The organism is Jeotgalibacillus sp. JSM ZJ347, from assembly GCF_044383825.1.
In the GTDB taxonomy this organism is placed as follows: domain Bacteria; phylum Bacillota; class Bacilli; order Bacillales; family Jeotgalibacillaceae; genus Jeotgalibacillus.
Window position 1 is genome coordinate 845,399 of record NZ_JBISEN010000002.1, and the last position, 20,398, is coordinate 865,796.

Here is a 20,398-nt window from a genome sequence, read left to right on the forward strand (position 1 = left end):
CTCCTGACTTTCGACTGTTTATTACACAATTATAACAAGAAATTGCGTGCTGCGTCATTTTTTGCAGAGATGCAACAAAGGTGAAATGTCATATGCGCCAATTGTAATGCAACTTTAATATCGCGACAAAGTGATGATGTTATAATGGGTAAGGTCCTGTTGCTTAAAAGGACGTTTCGAAAATATATTGGAATAGCTTCTTTTTTGCGTATTTTCGACATGTTGCGGTGCGAAACTTTATTTAGCACAATACTTTCAATTTTACTGGTTTAACAGTATAATTTTTTGTAAAGACATGTATATGAAAGAAAGGAGTCTGCACGTGTCCGCAAATAGTATAGACACCCAGGTCCTTGATTCAATACTGGGTAAAATGATAGAGACTGTGGATCAGAGCAAATCAGAAATTTTTGAAATAGGTGAGCAGACCCGTAATGAATACGACCAGCTCGTCAATGAGCTTGCTCTCATACGCGAAAAAATTGCGAGTGTTATTTATACAGGTGATGACTTAGAGCGCCGTTCGCGTTTTGCAAGAAAACGTCTTGCAGAAGTCAGCCACCATTTTAAGGATTTTTCTGAAGAACAGGTACGTCAGGCATACGAAACGGCACACGATCTTCAGATGCAACTCTCTGTTAATAGACAGGAAGAAAAACGGCTGCGAGAGAGAAGAGATGACCTTGAACGCCGGCTTCAAAATATGATTGATACCATTGAACGTGCTGAAAACCTGGTGACACAGATTTCAGTTGTACTGAGTTACCTGAACAGTGACTTGAAAAAGGTCGGTGCAGCACTTGAAGATGCAGCTGAAAAGCAGCTTTTCGGGATGCAGATCATTGAAGCGCAGGAAGAAGAACGTAAAAGACTTTCCCGGGAAATACATGATGGTCCGGCTCAAATGATGGCAAATGTACTTATGAGATCAGACATTATAGAACGTGTTTTCAACGAAAAAGGCACTGAAGAAGCCATAAAAGAAATAAAAAGCTATAAAAAAATGGTCCGCTCAGCATTGTCAGAGGTCCGCCGCATCATCTATGACCTCCGACCGATGGCGCTCGATGACCTTGGTCTTGTTCCGACCCTCAGAAAATACTTAAGTACGATCGAAGAGTATAGCAATGGTACTAAGTTATCATTTAGGCAAATTGGGGAAGAATCAAGATTAGATCCAAAATATGAAGTTTCACTGTTCAGACTGATTCAGGAAGCTGTGCAAAATGCCGTAAAGCACGCACAGGCAACTGAAGTCATTGTGAAAGTAGAAATTCGTCCTGATTGCGTGAATGCAATTATTAAAGACGACGGCAAGGGCTTCGATCCTTCAGCAAAAAAGCAGGGCTCATATGGCATGATGGGAATGAAAGAGAGAATTGAACTTGTATCAGGAAAAATGAAAGTTCAGTCAAGTCCCGGAAAAGGCACTACAATTACGATTAATGTACCAATTACAAGTTAAAGATTGAGGGGGAACCAAACATGACAAAAATTCTAATTATTGATGATCATCAGTTATTCCGCGAAGGTGTAAAACGCATCCTGGATTTTGAAGAAACATTTGAAATCGTAGGAGAAGGCGATGACGGTTCTCAGGCAATCGAACTATATGAAACACACCAGCCGGATGTCGTATTAATGGATATTAACATGCCAAACGTAAACGGCGTGGAAGCAACAGGACAGCTTATTCAGAAGCATCCAGATGCAAAAGTGATTATCCTGTCGATTCACGATGATGAAAACTACGTATCACACGCGCTAAAATCAGGTGCGCTTGGCTACATGCTAAAAGAGATGGACTCAGAAGCACTGATTGAAGCAATTAAAACTGTTGCTGACGGCGGATCTTACCTTCACCCGAAAGTAACCGTAAACCTTGTAAATGAATTCCGACGCCTGGCTGAAGCAGAATTCACAGGTAACTTCCAGCAGATGGAAGTTCGCCGCCCGCTTCACCTGCTGACAAAGCGTGAATGCGAAGTACTGCAGATGCTTGCAGACGGTAAAAGTAACCGCGGAATCGGTGAAGGCCTGTACATCTCAGAAAAAACAGTTAAGAACCATGTAAGTAACATTCTTCAGAAAATGAATGTAAATGACCGTACTCAGGCAGTTGTGACTGCGATTAAGAATGGCTGGGTTGAGGTACGATAAATAGTTTTTTGGGCTCCGCTGCGGCGGGGCTTTTTTGGTGGGGACGGAGTTAGCACTTCACTTTTCTATTTGGGGACAGAGTTGATACTTCACTTCTAACACACTTAAATGGGTTAACTCTGTCCCTTCGTAGTGCTAACTCCGTCCCCGGTCCTTCCTTCCGCCCGTTGCGCTAACTCCGTCCCCAGACCCACCGTACGCCACCAAATAAAAAAACCCCGCCATCTAACCAGCGGAGTTTCAACCTATTTCCGGCGTCTCGCAAAATCGACAAACTTGAATTTATCAAGTCTGTGGCGCGACTCGGTGTATTGGAAGATCGATGTGTCTTCTAGGTGCACGAAGTTTTTAACGAGTACGATGTGGCTGTAGCCATCAAGGTCGAGCAAGGCACGGTCCTCGTCAGTTGCAGGCTCGACTGTGATTTCTTTTTTGGCGTAGGAGATGTTCAGACCGAGCTGCCCTTCAAGGTAGGCATAGATTGAGTCTGCACAGATCTCTTCTGTTAAAGAAGGGACGCTTGTCTGAAGCAGCCAGTCTTTATCGAGTATGACTCGTTCGCCCTGAATGGTTCGTGCACGGACCACTTCCCAGGCGAGTGCGTTTTGAGGACATTCGAGCTGGTTTGCAAGCCAGTCTTCTGCTTCGATCAGTTCAAGTTTATGCACAGTCGTCTGGATATCCCGTCCAAGTGACTGCTGGATTTCTTTAAAGCTGACAAGCCCCGTGACAGGGAATGTCATTTTACTTATATCAAGAACGAGGGAGCCTTTTCCCTGCATTTTCTGAATGAACCCGTTTTGCGATAAAAGTGTAAGCGCTTTCCTGATTGTTTCGCGTGATGTGTTGAATCGCTCGCACAGTTCGTGTTCTGAAGGGAGTAAAGAGTTCGGCTCGAAGACTCCATTTTTTATTTCTTCGGAGAGTTCTTGAAAAATGTTCATATATTTATTTGTAGTTGCCATATATATCACCCTTGTTTATTGTATCATATGAGGGGACAGGATTTTAGTGAATGTACCATTATTTTCATATGATATTTGAGTTAATAAGCCGCTACTTCTTTCCGTGGGGGGACTGCGCTTTCCGCAGCCGCGCGGTGAGCCTCCTCAGGCTTCGCCTTGCGGGGTCTCACCTGTCGCTTCTCCGCCGCAGGAGTCTCCGTCCCCCACTCCAAGAATCCGCTGGTAGGTGCTAATTCTAAAATTCAATAATATCAAAGTTAGCCATGATATAATCCATGGTTTTTATTTACACAGCTGACTGTTGGAGCTGCAGGGGACAACTCCTGTGGCAGGAAGGGACGGGTGAGGAAATGGCGAAGCCTGCTGGTTCACCGCCCGGCCACGAAGTAACCCTGACGCGGAAACTGTCAGCCCACTTTGTAGAGTTAAAGAATGATAAGCAGAAAGGACGGTTTGTATGAACAGAGTTTGGAAGACATCGATTGCTGCCGGTCTGCTTGCGGTTGTGCTTGCAGGATGCAGTGATGAAGAGAGTACGAATACAAATAGTGCTGATGATGGACTGGCTGGTGAAGGTCAGGAAACGCATGCTTCTGAGGGGACCGGTGAGTCTGAGGAAGGTATTGTGTTTGATGAAGAAGGCAATGTAGAGAGTGCAGAGGTGCCTGCTGAGGCTGAAGAGGAAATTATGGCGGTCTTTGATGAGTATATTGAGACTTTTAATAATAAAGATATAGAGGGTTATCTGGACCTGCTTTTATATGAAGATGGTTATTATGATAGAGAAGAAGAGCGTGCGGCGCTTGAGGAAGTGTATAACCAGTTTGATGTGCACAGAGAAGTGGTTGAGCATACGATCAGCGGATATGAAGAGGGTTCGGCTGAGGTGTTTTCAAATATGGAATTGACGACGACGGATCCGGATTCGGGAGCTGAGGCCGCAAGAGGCGGTCGTCAGGTAACGATTCTGAAAGAAGTTGACGGTGAGTGGAAGATTGCGTCGATTCAATTTATTGCGGCACCATAAATTAGTTTGACTTAGAAACCGCAAATCTCTACGTGGAGAACTCCGCTTTCCGCGGCCGGTCCGGCAAGCCTCCACGGCTCCGCCTGCGGGGTCTCGCCAGGCCCTTCCTGCCGCAGGAGTCTCCGTTCTCCACTACGAGGTTTGCTGAGTGAACTTTTATAAGAGGGATGTATCTAAAAATTAAATTGCAACTATCTTATTTTACAAATTCCCCGCCTGGAACGGAGATCAATGGTTATTAACATCTGATTGAAGAAGTGCATCTCCCAAAAGAGGTGCATTTTCTGTACATATCGACATATTTCCTGGGAAATGAGGTTTTAGAGATGAAAATTATTCGTGCTGAAATATGGGGGATACACCTTCCTTTAAAGGAACCATTTGTAGTTTCTTATGCAAGGTTCGAGTCAATGCCTTCCATTATATTAAAACTCACTACTGACACCGGCTATGAGGGGTATGGTGAGGCTGTGCCTGATGAGCATGTGACGGGGGAATCGTTTTATGGTTCGTTTGCGCTTTTAAAAAAAGTGATTTTGCCTGAGGTGAAGGGGCTGTCACCTTTTCAGATTGAAGAGATTCACTACCGCATGAATCGTGCGCTTAGGGGAAATCCTTCGATTAAAGCGGCGGTGGATATTGCGTGCTTTGATCTGATGGGCAAAATAACGGGAGTGCCTGTTTATGACCTGATCGGCGGGAAGGCGCATGAGCAGTTGAGTTATCCAAAGGTCATTTCGATTGGCTCACCTGAAAAAATGAGTGAGGCTGCACTCGCAGCGCTTGAAAGTGGCTATAAGCATCTAAAAATCAAGTTAAGCGGTGATACGGAACTTGATGTGCAGCGTTTGAGAAAGATCAGAGAGGCTGTTGGAGCAGATGTACCGATCCGTGTTGATGTGAATCAGGGATGGGAGACGTATGAAACGGCTAAGCGAGCGCTTGCTCAGACGGAATTGCTGAATCTGGACTGGGTGGAGCAGCCGCTTGTTCCTGAAGCATTTATTGAAATGAATGAACTACGCCAATCAACGGTTACGCCGCTCATGCTTGATGAGAGTATTTGTACTGAAAAAGATCTGCAGCGAGCCATTGAAATGCGTGCTGCAGATAAAATTAATTTGAAGCTGATGAAGAGTGGCGGGATTTATCCAATTATTCATATGGCGAAAACGGCTGAAGCAGCGGGACTGGCATGCCAAATCGGTTCAATGGTGGAGTCGTCAATTGGTTCTGCTGCGGGTTATCATACTGCGATTGCGAGGAAAAATATTGAGACGACTGAGCTGACTGGACCGCTGCTCTTTTCAAAAGATCCAGGGAATTTAAAATATGAAGTGCCTTATGTTCATTTAGCGGAAAAGCCGGGGCTTGGTGTGGATGTAGATGAAGAGATACTTAAGGACTTGAGCGAATTGCATGCGGAGGTGTGAGGATGAATCTTGAGCAGGTGTGGCAGGACCTTCACGGGCTTGCTGAGACGAGTTTTAAAGAAGTGAGGACGACTGATTATATTGCGCATATGCTGGAGCGGGAAGGCGTAGGCGTTCAGCTTTTTAAAAAGCATACGGGGCTGATTGCTGAAGTGGGAAGTGGTGAGCCGGTTGTCGGTTTCCGTGCGGATATGGATGCGCTTTGGCAGGAGGTTAACGGTGAGATGAAAGCGAACCATTCCTGCGGTCATGATGCACATATGACGATTGGGATCGGGACACTTTTAGCGTTGAAAAAGAAGGAAGATACACTAAAAGGAACATTTAGATGTATTTTTCAGCCGGCTGAGGAGCAGGGAAACGGCTCCCTTTCTGTCATTAAAAATGGTGGGGCTGACGGACTGACGACGCTGTTTGGCGTGCATCTTCGTCCGAAAGATGAACTGTCCTTTGGTGAGGCTGCACCATCTATATCACACGGCGGCGGGATCTTTTATGAAGGAAAAATTACTGGGGAAGACCTGCATGGCGCCAGGCCGCATCAAGGTGTAAATGCGATTGAAGCCGGATTTGCACTCGGTCAGCTGCTGCAGTCAGTCAGAATTTCACCGATGCTTCCGCATTCTATTAAAATGACAAGCTTTCATGCCGGCGCATCAAATTATAATATCATTCCGGGTTCTGCAACGTTTGCGCTGGACGTGCGTGCGCAGACGAATGAGGCGATGGATGAATTAAAGGAGCAGATTGATAAAAAGGTCACCTCTTTTAGTCACATGCTTGGTGTGAAAATTGAGGGTAACTGGATTGATTATACGCCGGGTGCTGCTGTGAATGAGGAAGCAGAAGCGATCATGCGTGAAGCGATTGTGCAGGAAATGGGGGAAGAAGCGCTCAGGCCGCGTGTCGTTACGCCGGGAAGTGATGATTTTCATTTCTATACGATAGAAAAGCCTGAGCTGAAGGCATGTATGCTCGCACTAGGCGCAGATCTCACACCTGGATTGCATCATCCTGATATGCGGTTTAATCATGACTGTTTGGAGCAGGGAGTACGGGTGATTACGCGGGCTGTGGAGCTGGTGCTGGAAAGATAGAAAGCCCAGCTTCATTCCCTTGGGAAATAGGCTTTTAGTTTCTTAAATGCATAAAGTGGGTGTAGTGCTTCGTTCAAATCGGTGGATACCGCAGTCAATCGCGCTGATACGTCACTCAACGGGAATGATAGCGCACTCAATCCGGGTGTATCACTACGTCACCGGCACAAACACAGCGTTCGCCAGCCTATATATGACACTCGGGCGCTGCACCACCTGCGTGAAAATAGACAAAACCGCCCAGGATCATTCATTCCGGGCGGTTTTCATATCTTACTTCTTATAATGAAACACAATTGACTCATAAGGACGCAGTGTATATTTCTCAGCGTCACCATTTACATCATTATAGTTCTGGATCAGTAAATCCGGACGCGTGAAACCTTCAAGTTTTTCAGCAAGTGCTTCAGGCATTTCGAACTTCGTTTCGTCTGCATAGTAGTTATTTAACACAAGCAGCATTTCATCTTCAGTATTCCGCGTATAAGCGAAAATTGATGGGTGATCTGCAAGCAGCAGCTCATAGTTGCCGTCTGTCAGGATATCAAAATCCTTGCGAAGCTGGATTAGCTTCTGGTAGTGATAGAAGACTGAGTTGCGATCTTCCAGCGCTGCTTTTGCATTGTGTTCCTTAAAGTTTTTCGCAACAGGAATCCACGGCGTACCGTTTGTAAATCCTGCGTTTTCACTGTCATCCCACTGAACAGGCGTACGGGAATTATCACGTGATTTCTGACGCAGAATCTTCAGGATTTCCTCTTCGCTTTTACCTTCTTCAAGCAGGATATTATAAATGTTCAGCGACTCTACATCACGGTATTCATCAATCGACGTGAACTTCGGATTCGTCATTCCGAACTCTTCACCCTGGTAAATGTACGGTGTACCCTGCATCATATGAACGGATGTTGCAAGCATCTTCGCGGACTCATTGTGATACTTACCGTCATTTCCGTAGCGCGATACAACGCGTGGCTGGTCATGGTTACACCAGAACAGTGCGTTCCAGCCGCCGCCTTCATTCATGCCAACCTGCCACGTTGAAAGGATGTCTTTCAGCTGCAGGAAGTCAAAGTCAGCTGCAGTCCACTTTTCACCGTTTGGATAATCGACTTTTAAATGGTGAAAGTTGAACGTCATGCTGAGTTCTTCACGTTCGGGGTTCGAGTATTTAATACAGTGATCGATTGTCGTTGAAGACATCTCACCAACCGTCAGCAGGTCGTGTTTTGAAAAGACCTCCTGATTCATCTCGTGCATATATTCGTGAACGCGCGGGCCGTCTGTGTAAAAGCGGCGTCCGTCACCGTCACCCGTTTCATCAGGGAAATCCTGATGTTTAGATACAAGGTTAATCACATCAAGGCGGAAGCCATCCACACCTTTTTCAGCCCAGAAATTCATCATGTCATAAATCTCACGGCGCACTTTCTCATTCTCCCAGTTCAAATCAGCCTGCGTTACATCAAACAGGTGAAGGTAGTACTGACCAGTCGCTTCATCATACTGCCATGCATTACCACCAAACTTTGATGCCCAATTCGTTGGCTCAGCACCGTCTTCTTTGCCGTCTTTCCAAATGTAGAAGTCGCGGTAGTCATTATCTTTAGACTTGCGTGATTCAATAAACCACTCGTGCTCAGTAGACGTATGGTTCACAACAATGTCCATAATGATGCGGATATCGCGCTTATGTGCTTCTTCAAGCATGCGGTCAAAGTCTTCCATCGAACCGTACTCGTCATGGATTGAGAAATAATCGCTGATATCATAGCCATTGTCACGCTGAGGCGACTTATAAGGCGGTGTCAGCCAAAGAACATCGACACCCAGTTCATTTAAATAATCAAGCTTCTCAGTGATCCCGTTTAAATCACCGACACCATTTCCGGTTGTATCATTAAAGCTCTTCGGATAAATCTGATATACCACTGCTTTTTTCCACCATGGCTGTGCCATTTGAATTCCTCCTTTTAAAAAGGTGATAGTTTTAATAATCGCAGGTTGCAGCTCCAGGCGGATGCTTTCCGGACGGTGGTTGCTGAGCCTCCTCGCCTTCGGCTGTGGGTTCTCAGCTTCCCACTAATCGTCCCGGAGTCACCGCCTTCCGCTGCAATCTGCTTGATAAATACTAATAAATACAAATTTATATAAAGTTGTATTAGTTAACTAAACCTGAAAACAATTAAGTAGCATAAATTTCAAAGTGTAATTCAAATAATAAATGAAAATTCAGTGTAGCGGAGCATAGGGCGGTGACTCCTGTTGCAGGAAGGGACAGGTGAGACAGAGCATGGCGAAGCCTGCTGGCTCACCGCCCAGCCACGGAAAGCATCCGTCCGAAGCGCAGCGAAACGGTTCTTAACACTCACTACTCTTTTAAAAGAAAAACAGAGCTGTGAAAATTTCTTCTCACAGCTCTATATCCATGTTTACTCGTCTTCAAGCTTACCTTTTTTCACAATCAGTGCATAAGCAAGTGTCAGTGCGAATGGTACGACGATGACGATTGCCATGCCGGTTGCAAATAGTCCCCAGAACTGGCTTTGGATTGAGATAATACCCGGTACACCGCCGACGCCGATTGAGTTGGCGAGGACGAAGTTGGCACCAAGAAGAAGTCCCGCGATACCTGAACCGATCAGTGCACAGATGAATGGGAACTTATAGCGTAAGTTAACCCCGAACAGTGCGGGTTCTGTGACGCCGAGCCATGCTGAGATACCGGAGGAACTTGCAAGTCCTTTCAGCTTCTCGTCTTTATTTTTCATGAAGAATGTTGCTGCAAAAATCGCAAATGCTGCAGACCCTTGTGCAATGTTAGACAGTGCAAGGATTGGCCATAGGAATGTACCTCCCTGGTCTGAGATCAGCTGTAAGTCCACCGGCAGGAATGTATGGTGCATACCTGTGATAACAAGTACTGCGTAGAATCCACCATAGATCAGTCCGCCTAACCAGCCGAAGTTTTCAAACATGTAAACAACTGCATCAGTTACTGCTGTACCTGCTGCAAATGTTAGTGGTCCAATGACGATAAATGCTGCAAACCCTGTGATTAAGATTGACACCGGTGCAACAACTAACAGTTTGATTGAATCGTGTACGCGTCTGTTTAAGAACTTTTCGATCAGGGCGTACAGATAAGCTGCCACTAATACCGGAAGAACCTGACCCTGATAACCGATTGATTCAACGGTTAAGCCAAATAAATTCCATGTTGGTACTGTGCCTTCCTGAAGTGCATCCGGGTAAGCGTAAGCACTTAACAGGGCAGGGTGTACAAGTACTAAACCAAGCACGATACCCATTAACGGGTTGCCTCCGAACCTCTTAACCGCTGACCAGCCGATCAGAGCGGGTAAGAAGGTGAAGGCGGCGCTGGCTATAATGTTTATGACTTCTGCAATGTCAGCCCACTGAGGATAGGTAACAATCAGCGGGTCAGCGCCGAATAAATCCGATGCTGTTAATACATTGTTCAAACCGAGCAGTAAACCTGCTGTTACGATTGCCGGAAGAATAGGAATGAAAATGTCAGCTAAAAGCTTAATCGCACGCTGCAGCGGGTTCATCTTTTTCGTCGCTGCACTTTTGACTTCATCTTTTGATACTTCCTGAATACCTGTTTCTTCAGCAAGAACCTTGTATACCTTATCTACAAGACCCTGACCAATCACTACCTGATACTGTCCGCTATTGGCAAAAGACCCTTTTACAAGATCAATTGACTCAAGCTTTTTCTTATCCACCTTGCTATCGTCATGCAGGACGAAGCGCAGGCGCGTGACACAGTGAGTAGCTGTGTCGATGTTTTCCTGTCCGCCGATTGCTTCAACAATCTGACGCACCTGTTCACGATTCACATCGCTCATCTATGAAACCTCCCTTTCGAAACCGTTTTCATTTCCGTGGCGCTAGTCATCTATTCCCTTTATTCAGGAAAAAACACTGGTATTGAGAGGGTTTTGTGCAGTGCTGGATGTAGTGATTTCTGCCTGATTTGTCGCATTATTTGTCCGGCTTGCGCGATGAACCAGCTGAGCTGTCGTTATGATTGCCAAAGTTGTAGCATTCCCACTTTAACTTGTAGCGATACACCCGGTCACTTGCATCAAACATTACCAAGGCTGTTGCAATCCCGCAATCACCTGGTAGCAATCTGCATTCCATTGCGTTTTGTAGGTCCAGGACAGATCCGCTTCTACTTCTCTTATGCCTGCTCAATAAACAGCGCTTTCATTTAACAATTCTTATCCTATAACGTGTATATACAAGTTGTCAATTAAGAAATTTCTACATAGCCTAAGTACCAATATATAACAGGCTTTTTGCGTAACATTATTATAAATCTTGTATCAAAGCACATTTAATAAAATATATGAGATAGTAAAATATACTAGTGTGTATGACTTTTGTCTTATATCATGTGTAATAACTCTAGAAACCGTCATTTTATGATTCTTAAAAAGAGCGTGAACTTATTTAACAGTTAGCACCAGAATCATAATTGAATATTTCAAAATGAGGAACGTAGTATGTCTTGCAACGAAACAAGAGTCCAATATCAATAATTGATTTGTGTTAGTCAAAAACTTTCAGAATTATACACATTGCGTGAAGTTACAGGTTTTATAGAATGAAAACTTACTGAATATGAGTAGGATAATATTTATACAAAATTACATATTTACGATAATGATTAACAATTTGTTTCAATTTTGAATTTAAATGACGATATTTGTATTGTAAATGCAGGTTTTATGAAAAAGCTTGGAGGTGATGACCATGGATGAAAAAAACTTACTTAATCTGTTAAAATTACCGGCTGCAATCGTTGATGAAAGCGGTAAAGTTCAACTATCAAACGCTACCTGGAAGCAATTTGATCACATGGTCGATCATGCGGGAAAAGAATATAGTGAACTGAATAAATTAATATGTGCGCCGCATATTAAAAAGGAATGTCAGAAGATCTGGCGTGGAAAAAATAAATCTTATGATTATTTTTTCCGAACAGTGTCACGAGAATATTGTCAACTTACCATCACCAAATATAATGAGCAGTATATGCTGTTTCAGATTCTCCCTGGGATGGATAAAGGTATTGTTGCTGAGAATGCAGTTGATGTATTAGAAAGTATGAACGAAGCATTTTTCTCACTAGATGATAAATGGTGTTTTACCTATGTGAATCATGAAGCTGAAAAAGTATTATTTAAAACACGTGAAGAAATGATTGGAAAAAATATGTGGACGCTCTTTCCGAAAGCATGGGGAACAGGCTTTGAAGAGTATTATTTCAAAACAATGCATGACCAGATTCCGACGCGGTTTGAAGAATATTATGAGCCCAACAAAAGCTGGTTTGATGTTCATGCATATCCAAACAGACAGGGCGGTCTATCCGTTTATTTCCGGAACACGAATAAGCAAAAAGAGCTTGAAAAGTCTTTATGGCAGTCTGCCAACTCGGATCATTTAACCGGTCTGCCAAATAGACGCTATTCCTATGAACTGATGAAAGACTATATAGATAAAAATAACCCTTTTACGATTTATTTTCTGGACCTGAATCAGTTCAAAATCATCAACGATCTTTATGGTCATGATGTAGGGGATAGACTGATCCGGAAGATTGGCATACGTCTTCAGAAAAATCTGCCTGACAGCCTGACCATTTCACGCCTTGGCGGTGATGAGTACCTCATTTTGGTGCCTGAAAATATGAATCAGGAAGAAGTAATTGAGTTCGGCAACCGGATTATAGCCATGTTCAGTAAAGCCTTTGTACTAACGGATCGTCCCGAAATACATATTGAACCAAGTATCGGGGTCAGTCAGTATCCAAAAGACGGCAACCTTGTTGATACCCTGATTGATAAGGCGGATATCGCAATGTACGAGGCAAAAAAGAAGCAGTCGTCAAAAGCGGTCCTTTATAATCCAATGATGCATGAAAGCGTTTCGCGTGACTTAATTATTCAGCAGGAGCTAAAAAAAGTGATTGAACGCGGAGAGCTGGAATTTGTTTTTCAACCTCAGGTAGATTCAACGAAGAATTGGATTACAGGAGTTGAAGTGCTCACACGCTGGGATCACCCGGTGCTTGGAGTGGTTTCACCTGCTGAATTCATCCCGATTGCTGAAACATCCGGCATGATGGAGAAGCTGACGCGCTATCAGCTGGAAAGCTGTCTGAAACAATTTTCAACCTGGAAAAAGAATTTCAAATTCGATGGGATCATTGCATTTAATATTTCTTCCGGACTTTTCAGGAACAAAAATTTTATCGCATTCTTAGAACAAGTCATTTACGAATTCAATATTCCATTTCATCAGATTGAACTCGAAATCACAGAAAATATTCAATTGTTTTCTCATCAAGAGAGTGTCAGAACACTCGAACGCCTGCGTGATCTCGGCATACGTGTGGCAATCGACGATTTCGGTACGGGCTATTCCACTCTGTCCTACCTGAATCAGTTTCCTGTAGACAAAATCAAAATTGATAAACACTTCACGGATCAGATTCTCACAGATGAACGTGGCGAAGCCATCCTCGTTTCCATCATTAAGCTAGCAAACAGCCTTAACCTAGATGTGCTGGCAGAAGGCGTCGAAACCGATGACCAGCGCAACTTCCTGCAGATGAACGGCTGCAATGATATGCAGGGATATTATTTCTTTAAGCCTTTGACCATTGAGCAGTGTGAAGAGTTTTATTATAAGAAAGTGTTGAAGGAAAGAGTGCCAGAGTAGGGTGCTCTTTTTTGTTGGTTTTGGAAGGGGGGAGGTGGGGGCAGTCGAGCGTAGTATCATGGCTGATGAGGTAGGTATGCTTCGCCGTGACGTAGCGATATACCCGGGTTAAGCGCAGTGAGAGCAAGGCTGAGGTAGGTGTTCGCGATTTTGAGCGCCAAAAAACTTTTCCAAATAAGATGCACACCTCATGTGATTAGGATAAAATAGGACATGACAAGTGTCATATATAAGTATCCATTTAGTTGGAAATGCAAATAGATAGGATGATTTAATGAGAACGGCAGTGGTAACTGATAGTACGGCTTATTTGCCGGAGGAACTGCGCGAGATGTATGGTATACGCATGGTCCCACTATGTGTCGTCATGAATGGCGAGACATATGAAGAGGAAGTTGATCTGAAAACGGACGACTTTTATGCGGAGGTCCGCAAAGGTGGCGCTTTACCTAAGACGTCTCAGCCTGCAGTGGGCACGTTTGCTTCTCTGTTTGAAGAACTGAGCACGGATCATGACGAAGTGGTGACGATCCATTTATCAAGCGGGATCAGTGGTACATACGCAGGTGCTGTGCAGGCTGGTGAGATGGTTGAAGGGATAAAAGTGTATCCTTTTGACTCTGAAATTTCCTGTATGGTGCAGGGGATGTTTGTGCTTGAAGCGGCTGCGATGGCAAAAAACGGTGCGGGTGCCGAAGAAATTCTTGCCCGTTTAAATGAACTGAAGGAAACAACGCACGCGTATTTTATGGTGGATAATTTAGGGCACCTTCAGCGGGGCGGTCGCCTTTCGAATGCACAGGCGATAATCGGAAGCATGCTGCAGGTGAAGCCGTTACTGCATTTTGTTGATACAAAAATTGAGCCTTTTGAAAAAATCCGTACGCGTAAAAAAGCGATGAAACGGATTGTTGATTTGTTAAAAGAAGACGCTCAGAAATATGAGGAAGTTCAGGCTGTCATTATACACGCCAATCGTGAGGAAGAAGCGGTGAAGTGGAAAAGTGAAATCAGCAGTGAACTGCCGAATGTAACGTTCCGGATCAGCCATTTCGGACCTGTCATTGGTACACACCTTGGTGAGGGTTCGATGGGGCTTGGGTGGATGAAGAAGTGATAGTTAATAAGGGTCAAGCACTCTAATGTGTTCCGCTGCACTTCAGGCGGATGCTGAGCCTCCTCATGCTTCGCCTTGCGGGGTCTCAGCTTCCCACTAATCGTCCCGGTGTCACCGCCTTACGCTCCGCTACACTAAGTATTTAATAAAAATGTAAATTTCCTCATCAATGTTAAGGCTAGAAAAACTCTGTATTCTATGTGCAAAAAGAAAGTATTGTTTCTCTACCAATTGATTATCTCTTAAATTTGCGATCTTACTCTTACAACAAAATAACCCCAAAAAAGGAGCTCCCCCCAAATGACTACTCCCCAACAATTCCTCTCCGGAAGACAGTTTTTGCTCTCTGAAGTCCTCAATGAATTTCCTTTATTAGAATTTCAAAACCAGATAGACTTAATCCCAGCTGTTAAGAATTTACTTTGCCAGCGTTGCGGGAATAGGAAGCGGTATTTATTAGCGGCGCATGACTGCGGGAAGTGCGGAAAGCAGTGTGTGTATTGCCGCAATTGTATTCAGATGGGGAAGGCCTCTGAGTGTGAGTGGATTGTACTTTGGAAGGATGAGCCGTTCACTCAGCCGCCTCCAGCTGAACCGATTTTGCAGTGGGAGGGTGAGTTATCGCTTCCTCAGCAAAAAGCTTCCGCTGCACTGGTCAATTCAATTGAAACGAAAAAATCCATTTTGGTTCATGCGGTTTGCGGGGCAGGGAAGACGGAGATTTTGTTTCATATGATTGAAAAAGCGCTCCGGGAAAATCTTCGTATTTGCATCGCCACACCCAGAAGAGATGTTGTGCAGGAACTCGCCCCGCGCCTCAAAAAAGCTTTTCCAACGACTCAGATTGAATCCCTTTATGGCGGCAGTGAAGACAGGCTGCCACATGCACAACTTACAATTGCCACCACGCATCAGCTGCTCCGGTTCAGGGAAGCGTTTGATGTGATGGTGATTGATGAGGTGGATGCGTTTCCTTTTTCAGCAGATGCAGCGCTTCAAAAATCTTCGGCTAAAGCCCGCAAAGCACACTCCACATTGATCTATCTCAGTGCCACACCTTCACGAAAAATTAAAACGGACCAAACAATCAAAATTCCTGCAAGATTTCACGGCTATCCGCTGCCTGTACCTGAGACGAAGTGGCTTGGGAACTGGCGGAAGGGTTTGACTAAAGAAAAGGTCGATCCCGCACTGCTGAAGTGGTTATCCAATCGTCCAAAATCTCTTATATTTATGCCTGACATTCAATCCATGCAGGTTTATTCAACGATTTTAAAAGTACCGTCCGTTCACTCTGCTGATCCGGAACGCGGTGAGAAGGTGCAGGCGTTCAGAGAAGGAAAAACGCAGGTCCTCCTTACAACAACCATTTTAGAAAGAGGCGTGACGTTTTCAGGCGTGGAAGTGGCGGTGATTGGTGCGGATGATCCTGTTTTTACAGAAGCGGCACTCGTTCAGATTGCCGGGAGAGTCGGACGCGATCCGCTGAAGCCAAAAGGAAACGTGATATTTTTTCATCATGGATTAACCGACGCGATCGTGAAGGCGCAGCGGCATATTGTGCTGATGAACAAAGAGGCGGCGCGGCTTGGGTATGTGAAGGGGTTTATGGTATGAGGTGCCTTTATTGTCACACTGTAATGTTTGAAGACATTTGCTGGAGCGATGTGCTTTTTAAAAGGGTGGAGGATCCATTTTGTGATAAGTGCAGAGCGGAACTGGTGGAAATAGAAGGTCCGAGGTGTAAGGTTTGTTCGCGTGGTATGGAACGTGACGAGTTATGTGGTGATTGTGAAAAGTGGGCGGTGCACCCTGAACTCAAGGATGTGCTGACTTCGAATATTTCAATCTATCAGTATAATCCTGCATTAAAAGAATGGTTGAAACGATTTAAGTATAACGGTGATTATGCGCTTGCGGGCTGCTTCAGGAAAGAACTTATTGAAACGCTGAAGCCTTTTAAAAAGACAGCCATCATCACGCCAGTCCCTGTCAGTGCGAAACGGCTGATGGAAAGAGGATTTAATCAGACGGAAGCAATGCTAGAGTGTGCGGGGGTTAAATATGAGCGGCTTTTGACTAGACAGAATACTGAAACTTCACAGGCAAAAAAGCAGAAGCATGACAGGCATACAGGTGAGAATCCATACACAGTGGTGAAAAAACTGAATGGTGAACAGATCATTTTAATTGATGATTTATATACAACCGGAACCACAATCAGGCGGGCTGCAACAGTGTTAAAAAAAGCTGGTGCAGGCGGGATCAGGTCAGTGACGATAGGGAGATAAAACAACTTAATAGTGATAAAGTTGTGATTGATAAACAAAAAGACCTATACATTAGCTTCCATTTATTCCTCATTCGTTTTATACTATAAGAAAATCACCCGAGGGGGATAAACGAATGGCGGAATTAAGAAATTGTCCAAAATGTAATGCGATATTTAATTATAACGGGCTGCGCGATGTATGTCCGAAATGTGCTAAAGAGGAAGAAGAATTGTTTGAACAAGTATACCGTTTTCTTAGACAGCGTGAAAATAGAGCGGCGTCGATTGAACGGATTACAGAAGTAACGGGCGCTTCACCTGAACTGTTGCATAAATGGGTACGCAAACGCAGGCTGCATCCCGCGCAATTTCCAGGGCTTGGCTATCCGTGTGACAGCTGCGGCACGATTATTAATCAGGGAAAGATCTGCCGCTCGTGCACTGACAGAATTCAGAGTGATTTGAAGCAGCATGAATCTAACATGGAATTCCGTGAGACTGTTGCCAGTCAAAATAAGAAAACCTATCTGTCAAACCGCGACAGATAATCATAAGACACATGGGACTTTTACTCTAAATTTCCTGTGTGTCTTTAATTTTTGTTCAGCCTGCCGATATAATGGGTAACAAAACAATATCGACTAGAGAAAGCAGGTGAGCGCTTTGAAAATAAATCCTTTCCATCAGAATCCGATTAACCCTTACAAACGTCAGGAAGCAAAAGTAGAGCAGGCGGAGCTTCAAAAGCAGAAAAAGGCGGATAAGGTAGAGATTTCAGCAGAAGCAAAGGAAATGCAGGGCTTAAATAAAGTACAGGAAGGCCGTCAGGAGCGCATTGATCAGCTGAAAGCAGCGGTTGAAAGCGGAACATATCAGCCTGATGCAAGCAAAACAGCTGAAAATCTATTGAAATTCTATCGGCAGTCCTGATAAAAAATTGCTCATTTAATGGGCAATTTTTTGTGTATAAATGGAGGTGTAATGAACGTGCAAATTAAAATGGATCCATCAGTCAGCAGTCAGCAGCAGGGTCAAAAGGAAGTGTCATTAAAGCAGGGTGATTTATTTTCAGCCACGGTAAAAAGTAAAAATGGCAATGAAGCGATGCTGCAGGTCAGAGGTCAGGAAGTCAAGGTGAAGACTGAAGGCAAGCTGCCGGACTCAGGTCGTGTTCAACTGGAAGTGACCGGAACGAAAGATGGTCTCCCTGTTGTTAAACAATCACAGCAGAAGCCAACCCAACAGCCACCTGATATCGTCAAGATGAATGACGGGAAACCAGTGTCAGCTGAACTAAAAAATGCATTACAGCTTTTATCAGCTAAAGGCGTAAAAGTGGATCCTGTACTAATGAAGGAGTTAAATCAATTTTTAACAAAAACAGATGCGACCTCCCAGCAAAAGCTCGACACCATTCAGGCAGCAATGTCCAAAAATCTTGATCTGACTGCAAATAAACTGACAGCAATCCATTCTGCACTACATGGCCCTCCAATCAGTAAAGCCGTGACTGATCTACTGAGATCAGCCGGCGTTGAAGTGATGCCAGGTCAAAGGCATTCTGCAAATCAGATACATCAGGCAGCCAGGCAGCAGCTGGTTCAGGCCCTGTCTATTTTTGCGGAGGGTGGATCCGTCGAAGCAAAAGGCCTGTTTAAGCAGCTTGAAGCGACTGGTGACGTAAAGGCCGTAGCTGCAGAAGCTCACAAAGTTCTTTCCGCTCTACTGAAAGAAAACCCCGCAGCTTCAAAACTGCTTCAAAACGCTTTAAAGCTGGACGCTCTTGTGCAGCCTGTTATTCAGACTCAAAACACTGATCAATCTAAAGCATTGCTTGTACAGGATGTTAAAACGGCTATACAAAAAATGCCCGACATTTCAAAAGTGACGGCACAATTCTCATCTTTAGTAAATAATCCTGAAATCGATACAAATGTCAGACAGACACTTCAGGAAACTGCACTTAAAGCAGATCAGTTTGTCCAAAATGGTCAGGAGCTTCAGGCGAGACAGATCATGATGCAGGGAATTGAACAGGCGACTGCCGTATATCCACTAAAAGCTGCTTCAGCGCAGTATCTGCTGTCAGAGGAACTGACTTCACAGATTCCAATGCACGCTAAAGATGTAATTGTCACACGAATCAGTGAAAAAATGTCGCAGGCAGCAATTGATTTTAAACATATACAAAAAGATATGACCAGAAACTTAAGTCAGATTGAATTTACTGCAAATCGTCAGCAGGTGCAGCATTCGAAGCCGCTCCTTGAAGCGACAATCAGAATGCTTGATAAAGCCATTTTAAAAGGCGACTTTATGCTGTATACGAACATGGAAACAGAGAAAAATTTGCTTAAAGCCAGCGGTCAGCTTGCTGAGGCATCTAAGCTTTTAGCTAAAGGAGAAGTTGCACAGGCAGCACGAATCACTTCAGAAGTGAAAGCTATGATGGAAAAGATTGAATTCAAACCGTCTGATGTAAAAGTGCAGCACTTTGTGTCAAAAGAAGTGATGCAGCTTGAGCAGCCTTCACTCCAGAAAGTAACGGCTCAAAATCTTCAGCAGTCAATGCAGAACTTACGGAATGAACCGTCAGCACGTCATGCATTTGAGCATGTGCGTGCGATGGGGATGACATTTGACAACGAACAGGCACATACGCTTTTAAACAAAAGCCAGGATCAGGCAGCTTCACTGAAAGCGCTGCTGATGAAAATGGCAGCGGGTGAAGGAAAGGCTGATCAGACGCTGTCTCAGCTGACAGGACAGCAGCTGCTCAGCAAAACGGACGCCTCAGGTCTTCAGAGTATGGTCATGACACTGCCGTTTATTCTCCAGGAAAAAGTGGAGAATTTTAAAGTGTATATGCAGTCGAAGAATGGCAGTCAGAAGGTCGACTGGGAAAACTGCAACCTGTATTTTCTTTTTGATACGAAAAAGCTTGGGGAGATTGGTGTATCACTGAATGTTTCTGAGCGGAATCTTTCTATTAAAATGAAAAACGACCAGCCTGATTTTGAAAAAAGGATGGAGCCTATTACGTCACTTGCGAAAGATCGTTTGGAACAGATCGGCTACAGTGTTCAGCAGCTGCAGTTTGACAGACTGACTGTGGAAGAAAATGATGAGGTGTCAAATCCGCCAAAACAGGCAGTGCCAATCATGACTGAGAAAGGATATGATTTTTCTATATGAGACCACATTATTTCAACCCTGGCGCCAAGAGAAAAATCAACGGTCCTACTGCAGCAGTCATCCGGTATGATGAAAGAGATGATTCCCCGCATGTGGTTGCGCAGGGAAGTGGTGCACTGGCTGAAAAAATTCTTGAGCTCGCCAAACAGCACGATATTCATTTAGAAGAAGACAACAGCCTGCTTGCTGACCTGCTGGATATTGATCTCGGAGAATCGATTCCGCCACAGCTCTATGCAGTGATTGCAGAGATCCTGTTGTTGATTGAAGAAATGGAAAAGAGTTACTAGGCAGACCTATAAAAATCGGGTCTGCTTTTTTATATAAATGTAAATTTACCTATTAATCATTTCCGGTTTTTCCCGATAAA

16 protein-coding genes are annotated in these 20,398 nt (G+C 44.3%); 13 read left to right on the forward strand and 3 right to left on the reverse strand.

All coding sequences use genetic code 11. The features are described 5' to 3' along the window. Positions 1–322: 322 nt before the first annotated feature. A complete protein-coding gene (locus ACH6CZ_RS09750; protein ID WP_374097240.1) occupies positions 323–1,465 on the forward strand; it encodes a sensor histidine kinase in 1,143 nt (380 codons plus the stop codon). A 20-nt stretch (positions 1,466–1,485) separates the two neighbouring features. Next, positions 1,486–2,160, forward strand: a complete 675-nt coding sequence (locus ACH6CZ_RS09755) for a response regulator (RefSeq protein WP_374097241.1) — start codon at positions 1,486–1,488, stop codon at positions 2,158–2,160. Between the two features lie 245 nt (positions 2,161–2,405). On the opposite strand, the gene treR is transcribed toward ACH6CZ_RS09755, so the two are convergent. After that, a complete protein-coding gene (gene treR / locus ACH6CZ_RS09760; protein ID WP_374097242.1) occupies positions 2,406–3,125 on the reverse strand; it encodes a trehalose operon repressor in 720 nt (239 codons plus the stop codon). Positions 3,126–3,582: 457 nt separating this feature from the next. On the opposite strand from treR, the gene ACH6CZ_RS09765 reads away from it, so the two are divergent. The 3 genes from ACH6CZ_RS09765 (at position 3,583) to ACH6CZ_RS09775 (ending at position 6,682) form a co-directional block, all read left to right on the forward strand. Beyond that, a complete protein-coding gene (locus ACH6CZ_RS09765; protein WP_374097243.1) occupies positions 3,583–4,152 on the forward strand; it encodes a Cif family virulence factor in 570 nt (189 codons plus the stop codon). Between the two features lie 326 nt (positions 4,153–4,478). After that, positions 4,479–5,585: a mandelate racemase/muconate lactonizing enzyme family protein gene (locus tag ACH6CZ_RS09770; protein ID WP_374097244.1), complete on the forward strand. Its 1,107-nt coding sequence runs from the start codon at positions 4,479–4,481 to the stop codon at positions 5,583–5,585. A gap of 2 nt (positions 5,586–5,587) precedes the next feature. After that, the gene (locus tag ACH6CZ_RS09775; RefSeq protein WP_374097245.1) at positions 5,588–6,682 is read left to right on the forward strand and encodes an amidohydrolase; all 1,095 of its coding nucleotides are present in this window, start codon (positions 5,588–5,590) and stop codon (positions 6,680–6,682) included. Positions 6,683–6,955: 273 nt separating this feature from the next. Here ACH6CZ_RS09775 and treC read toward each other — a convergent pair whose 3' ends face one another. Both treC and treP read right to left on the reverse strand, forming a co-directional pair. Further along, positions 6,956–8,641, reverse strand: coding sequence for an alpha,alpha-phosphotrehalase (gene treC, locus ACH6CZ_RS09780; RefSeq protein WP_374097246.1), 1,686 nt, complete (start codon positions 8,639–8,641; stop codon positions 6,956–6,958). A gap of 473 nt (positions 8,642–9,114) precedes the next feature. Further along, complete coding sequence (treP, locus tag ACH6CZ_RS09785) at positions 9,115–10,557, reverse strand: PTS system trehalose-specific EIIBC component (RefSeq protein ID WP_374097247.1); 1,443 nt, start codon at positions 10,555–10,557, stop codon at positions 9,115–9,117. Between the two features lie 913 nt (positions 10,558–11,470). Between treP and ACH6CZ_RS09790 the strand changes: the two genes are divergently transcribed. The 8 genes from ACH6CZ_RS09790 (at position 11,471) to ACH6CZ_RS09825 (ending at position 20,318) form a co-directional block, all read left to right on the forward strand. Further along, positions 11,471–13,444, forward strand: coding sequence for a sensor domain-containing protein (locus ACH6CZ_RS09790; RefSeq protein ID WP_374097248.1), 1,974 nt, complete (start codon positions 11,471–11,473; stop codon positions 13,442–13,444). 274 nt (positions 13,445–13,718) lie between these two features. Then, a complete protein-coding gene (locus ACH6CZ_RS09795; RefSeq protein ID WP_374097249.1) occupies positions 13,719–14,561 on the forward strand; it encodes a DegV family protein in 843 nt (280 codons plus the stop codon). 519 nt (positions 14,562–15,080) lie between these two features. Then, positions 15,081–16,178 carry an ATP-dependent helicase ComFA gene (locus tag ACH6CZ_RS09800; protein ID WP_374097250.1) on the forward strand — a complete coding sequence of 366 codons (1,098 nt, stop codon included), beginning with the start codon at positions 15,081–15,083 and terminating at the stop codon, positions 16,176–16,178. A 23-nt stretch (positions 16,179–16,201) separates the two neighbouring features. Beyond that, positions 16,202–16,852: a ComF family protein gene (locus ACH6CZ_RS09805; RefSeq protein WP_374097454.1), complete on the forward strand. Its 651-nt coding sequence runs from the start codon at positions 16,202–16,204 to the stop codon at positions 16,850–16,852. A gap of 115 nt (positions 16,853–16,967) precedes the next feature. Next, a complete protein-coding gene (locus ACH6CZ_RS09810; RefSeq protein WP_374097251.1) occupies positions 16,968–17,381 on the forward strand; it encodes a TIGR03826 family flagellar region protein in 414 nt (137 codons plus the stop codon). 115 nt (positions 17,382–17,496) lie between these two features. Continuing rightward, positions 17,497–17,763 carry a flagellar biosynthesis anti-sigma factor FlgM gene (gene flgM, locus ACH6CZ_RS09815; protein WP_374097252.1) on the forward strand — a complete coding sequence of 89 codons (267 nt, stop codon included), beginning with the start codon at positions 17,497–17,499 and terminating at the stop codon, positions 17,761–17,763. A 51-nt stretch (positions 17,764–17,814) separates the two neighbouring features. After that, a complete protein-coding gene (locus ACH6CZ_RS09820; RefSeq protein ID WP_374097253.1) occupies positions 17,815–20,028 on the forward strand; it encodes a hypothetical protein in 2,214 nt (737 codons plus the stop codon). Beyond that, positions 20,025–20,318 carry an EscU/YscU/HrcU family type III secretion system export apparatus switch protein gene (locus ACH6CZ_RS09825; RefSeq protein ID WP_374097254.1) on the forward strand — a complete coding sequence of 98 codons (294 nt, stop codon included), beginning with the start codon at positions 20,025–20,027 and terminating at the stop codon, positions 20,316–20,318. Before ACH6CZ_RS09820 ends, ACH6CZ_RS09825 begins: the two co-directional genes overlap by 4 nt. Positions 20,319–20,398 lie beyond the last annotated feature (80 nt).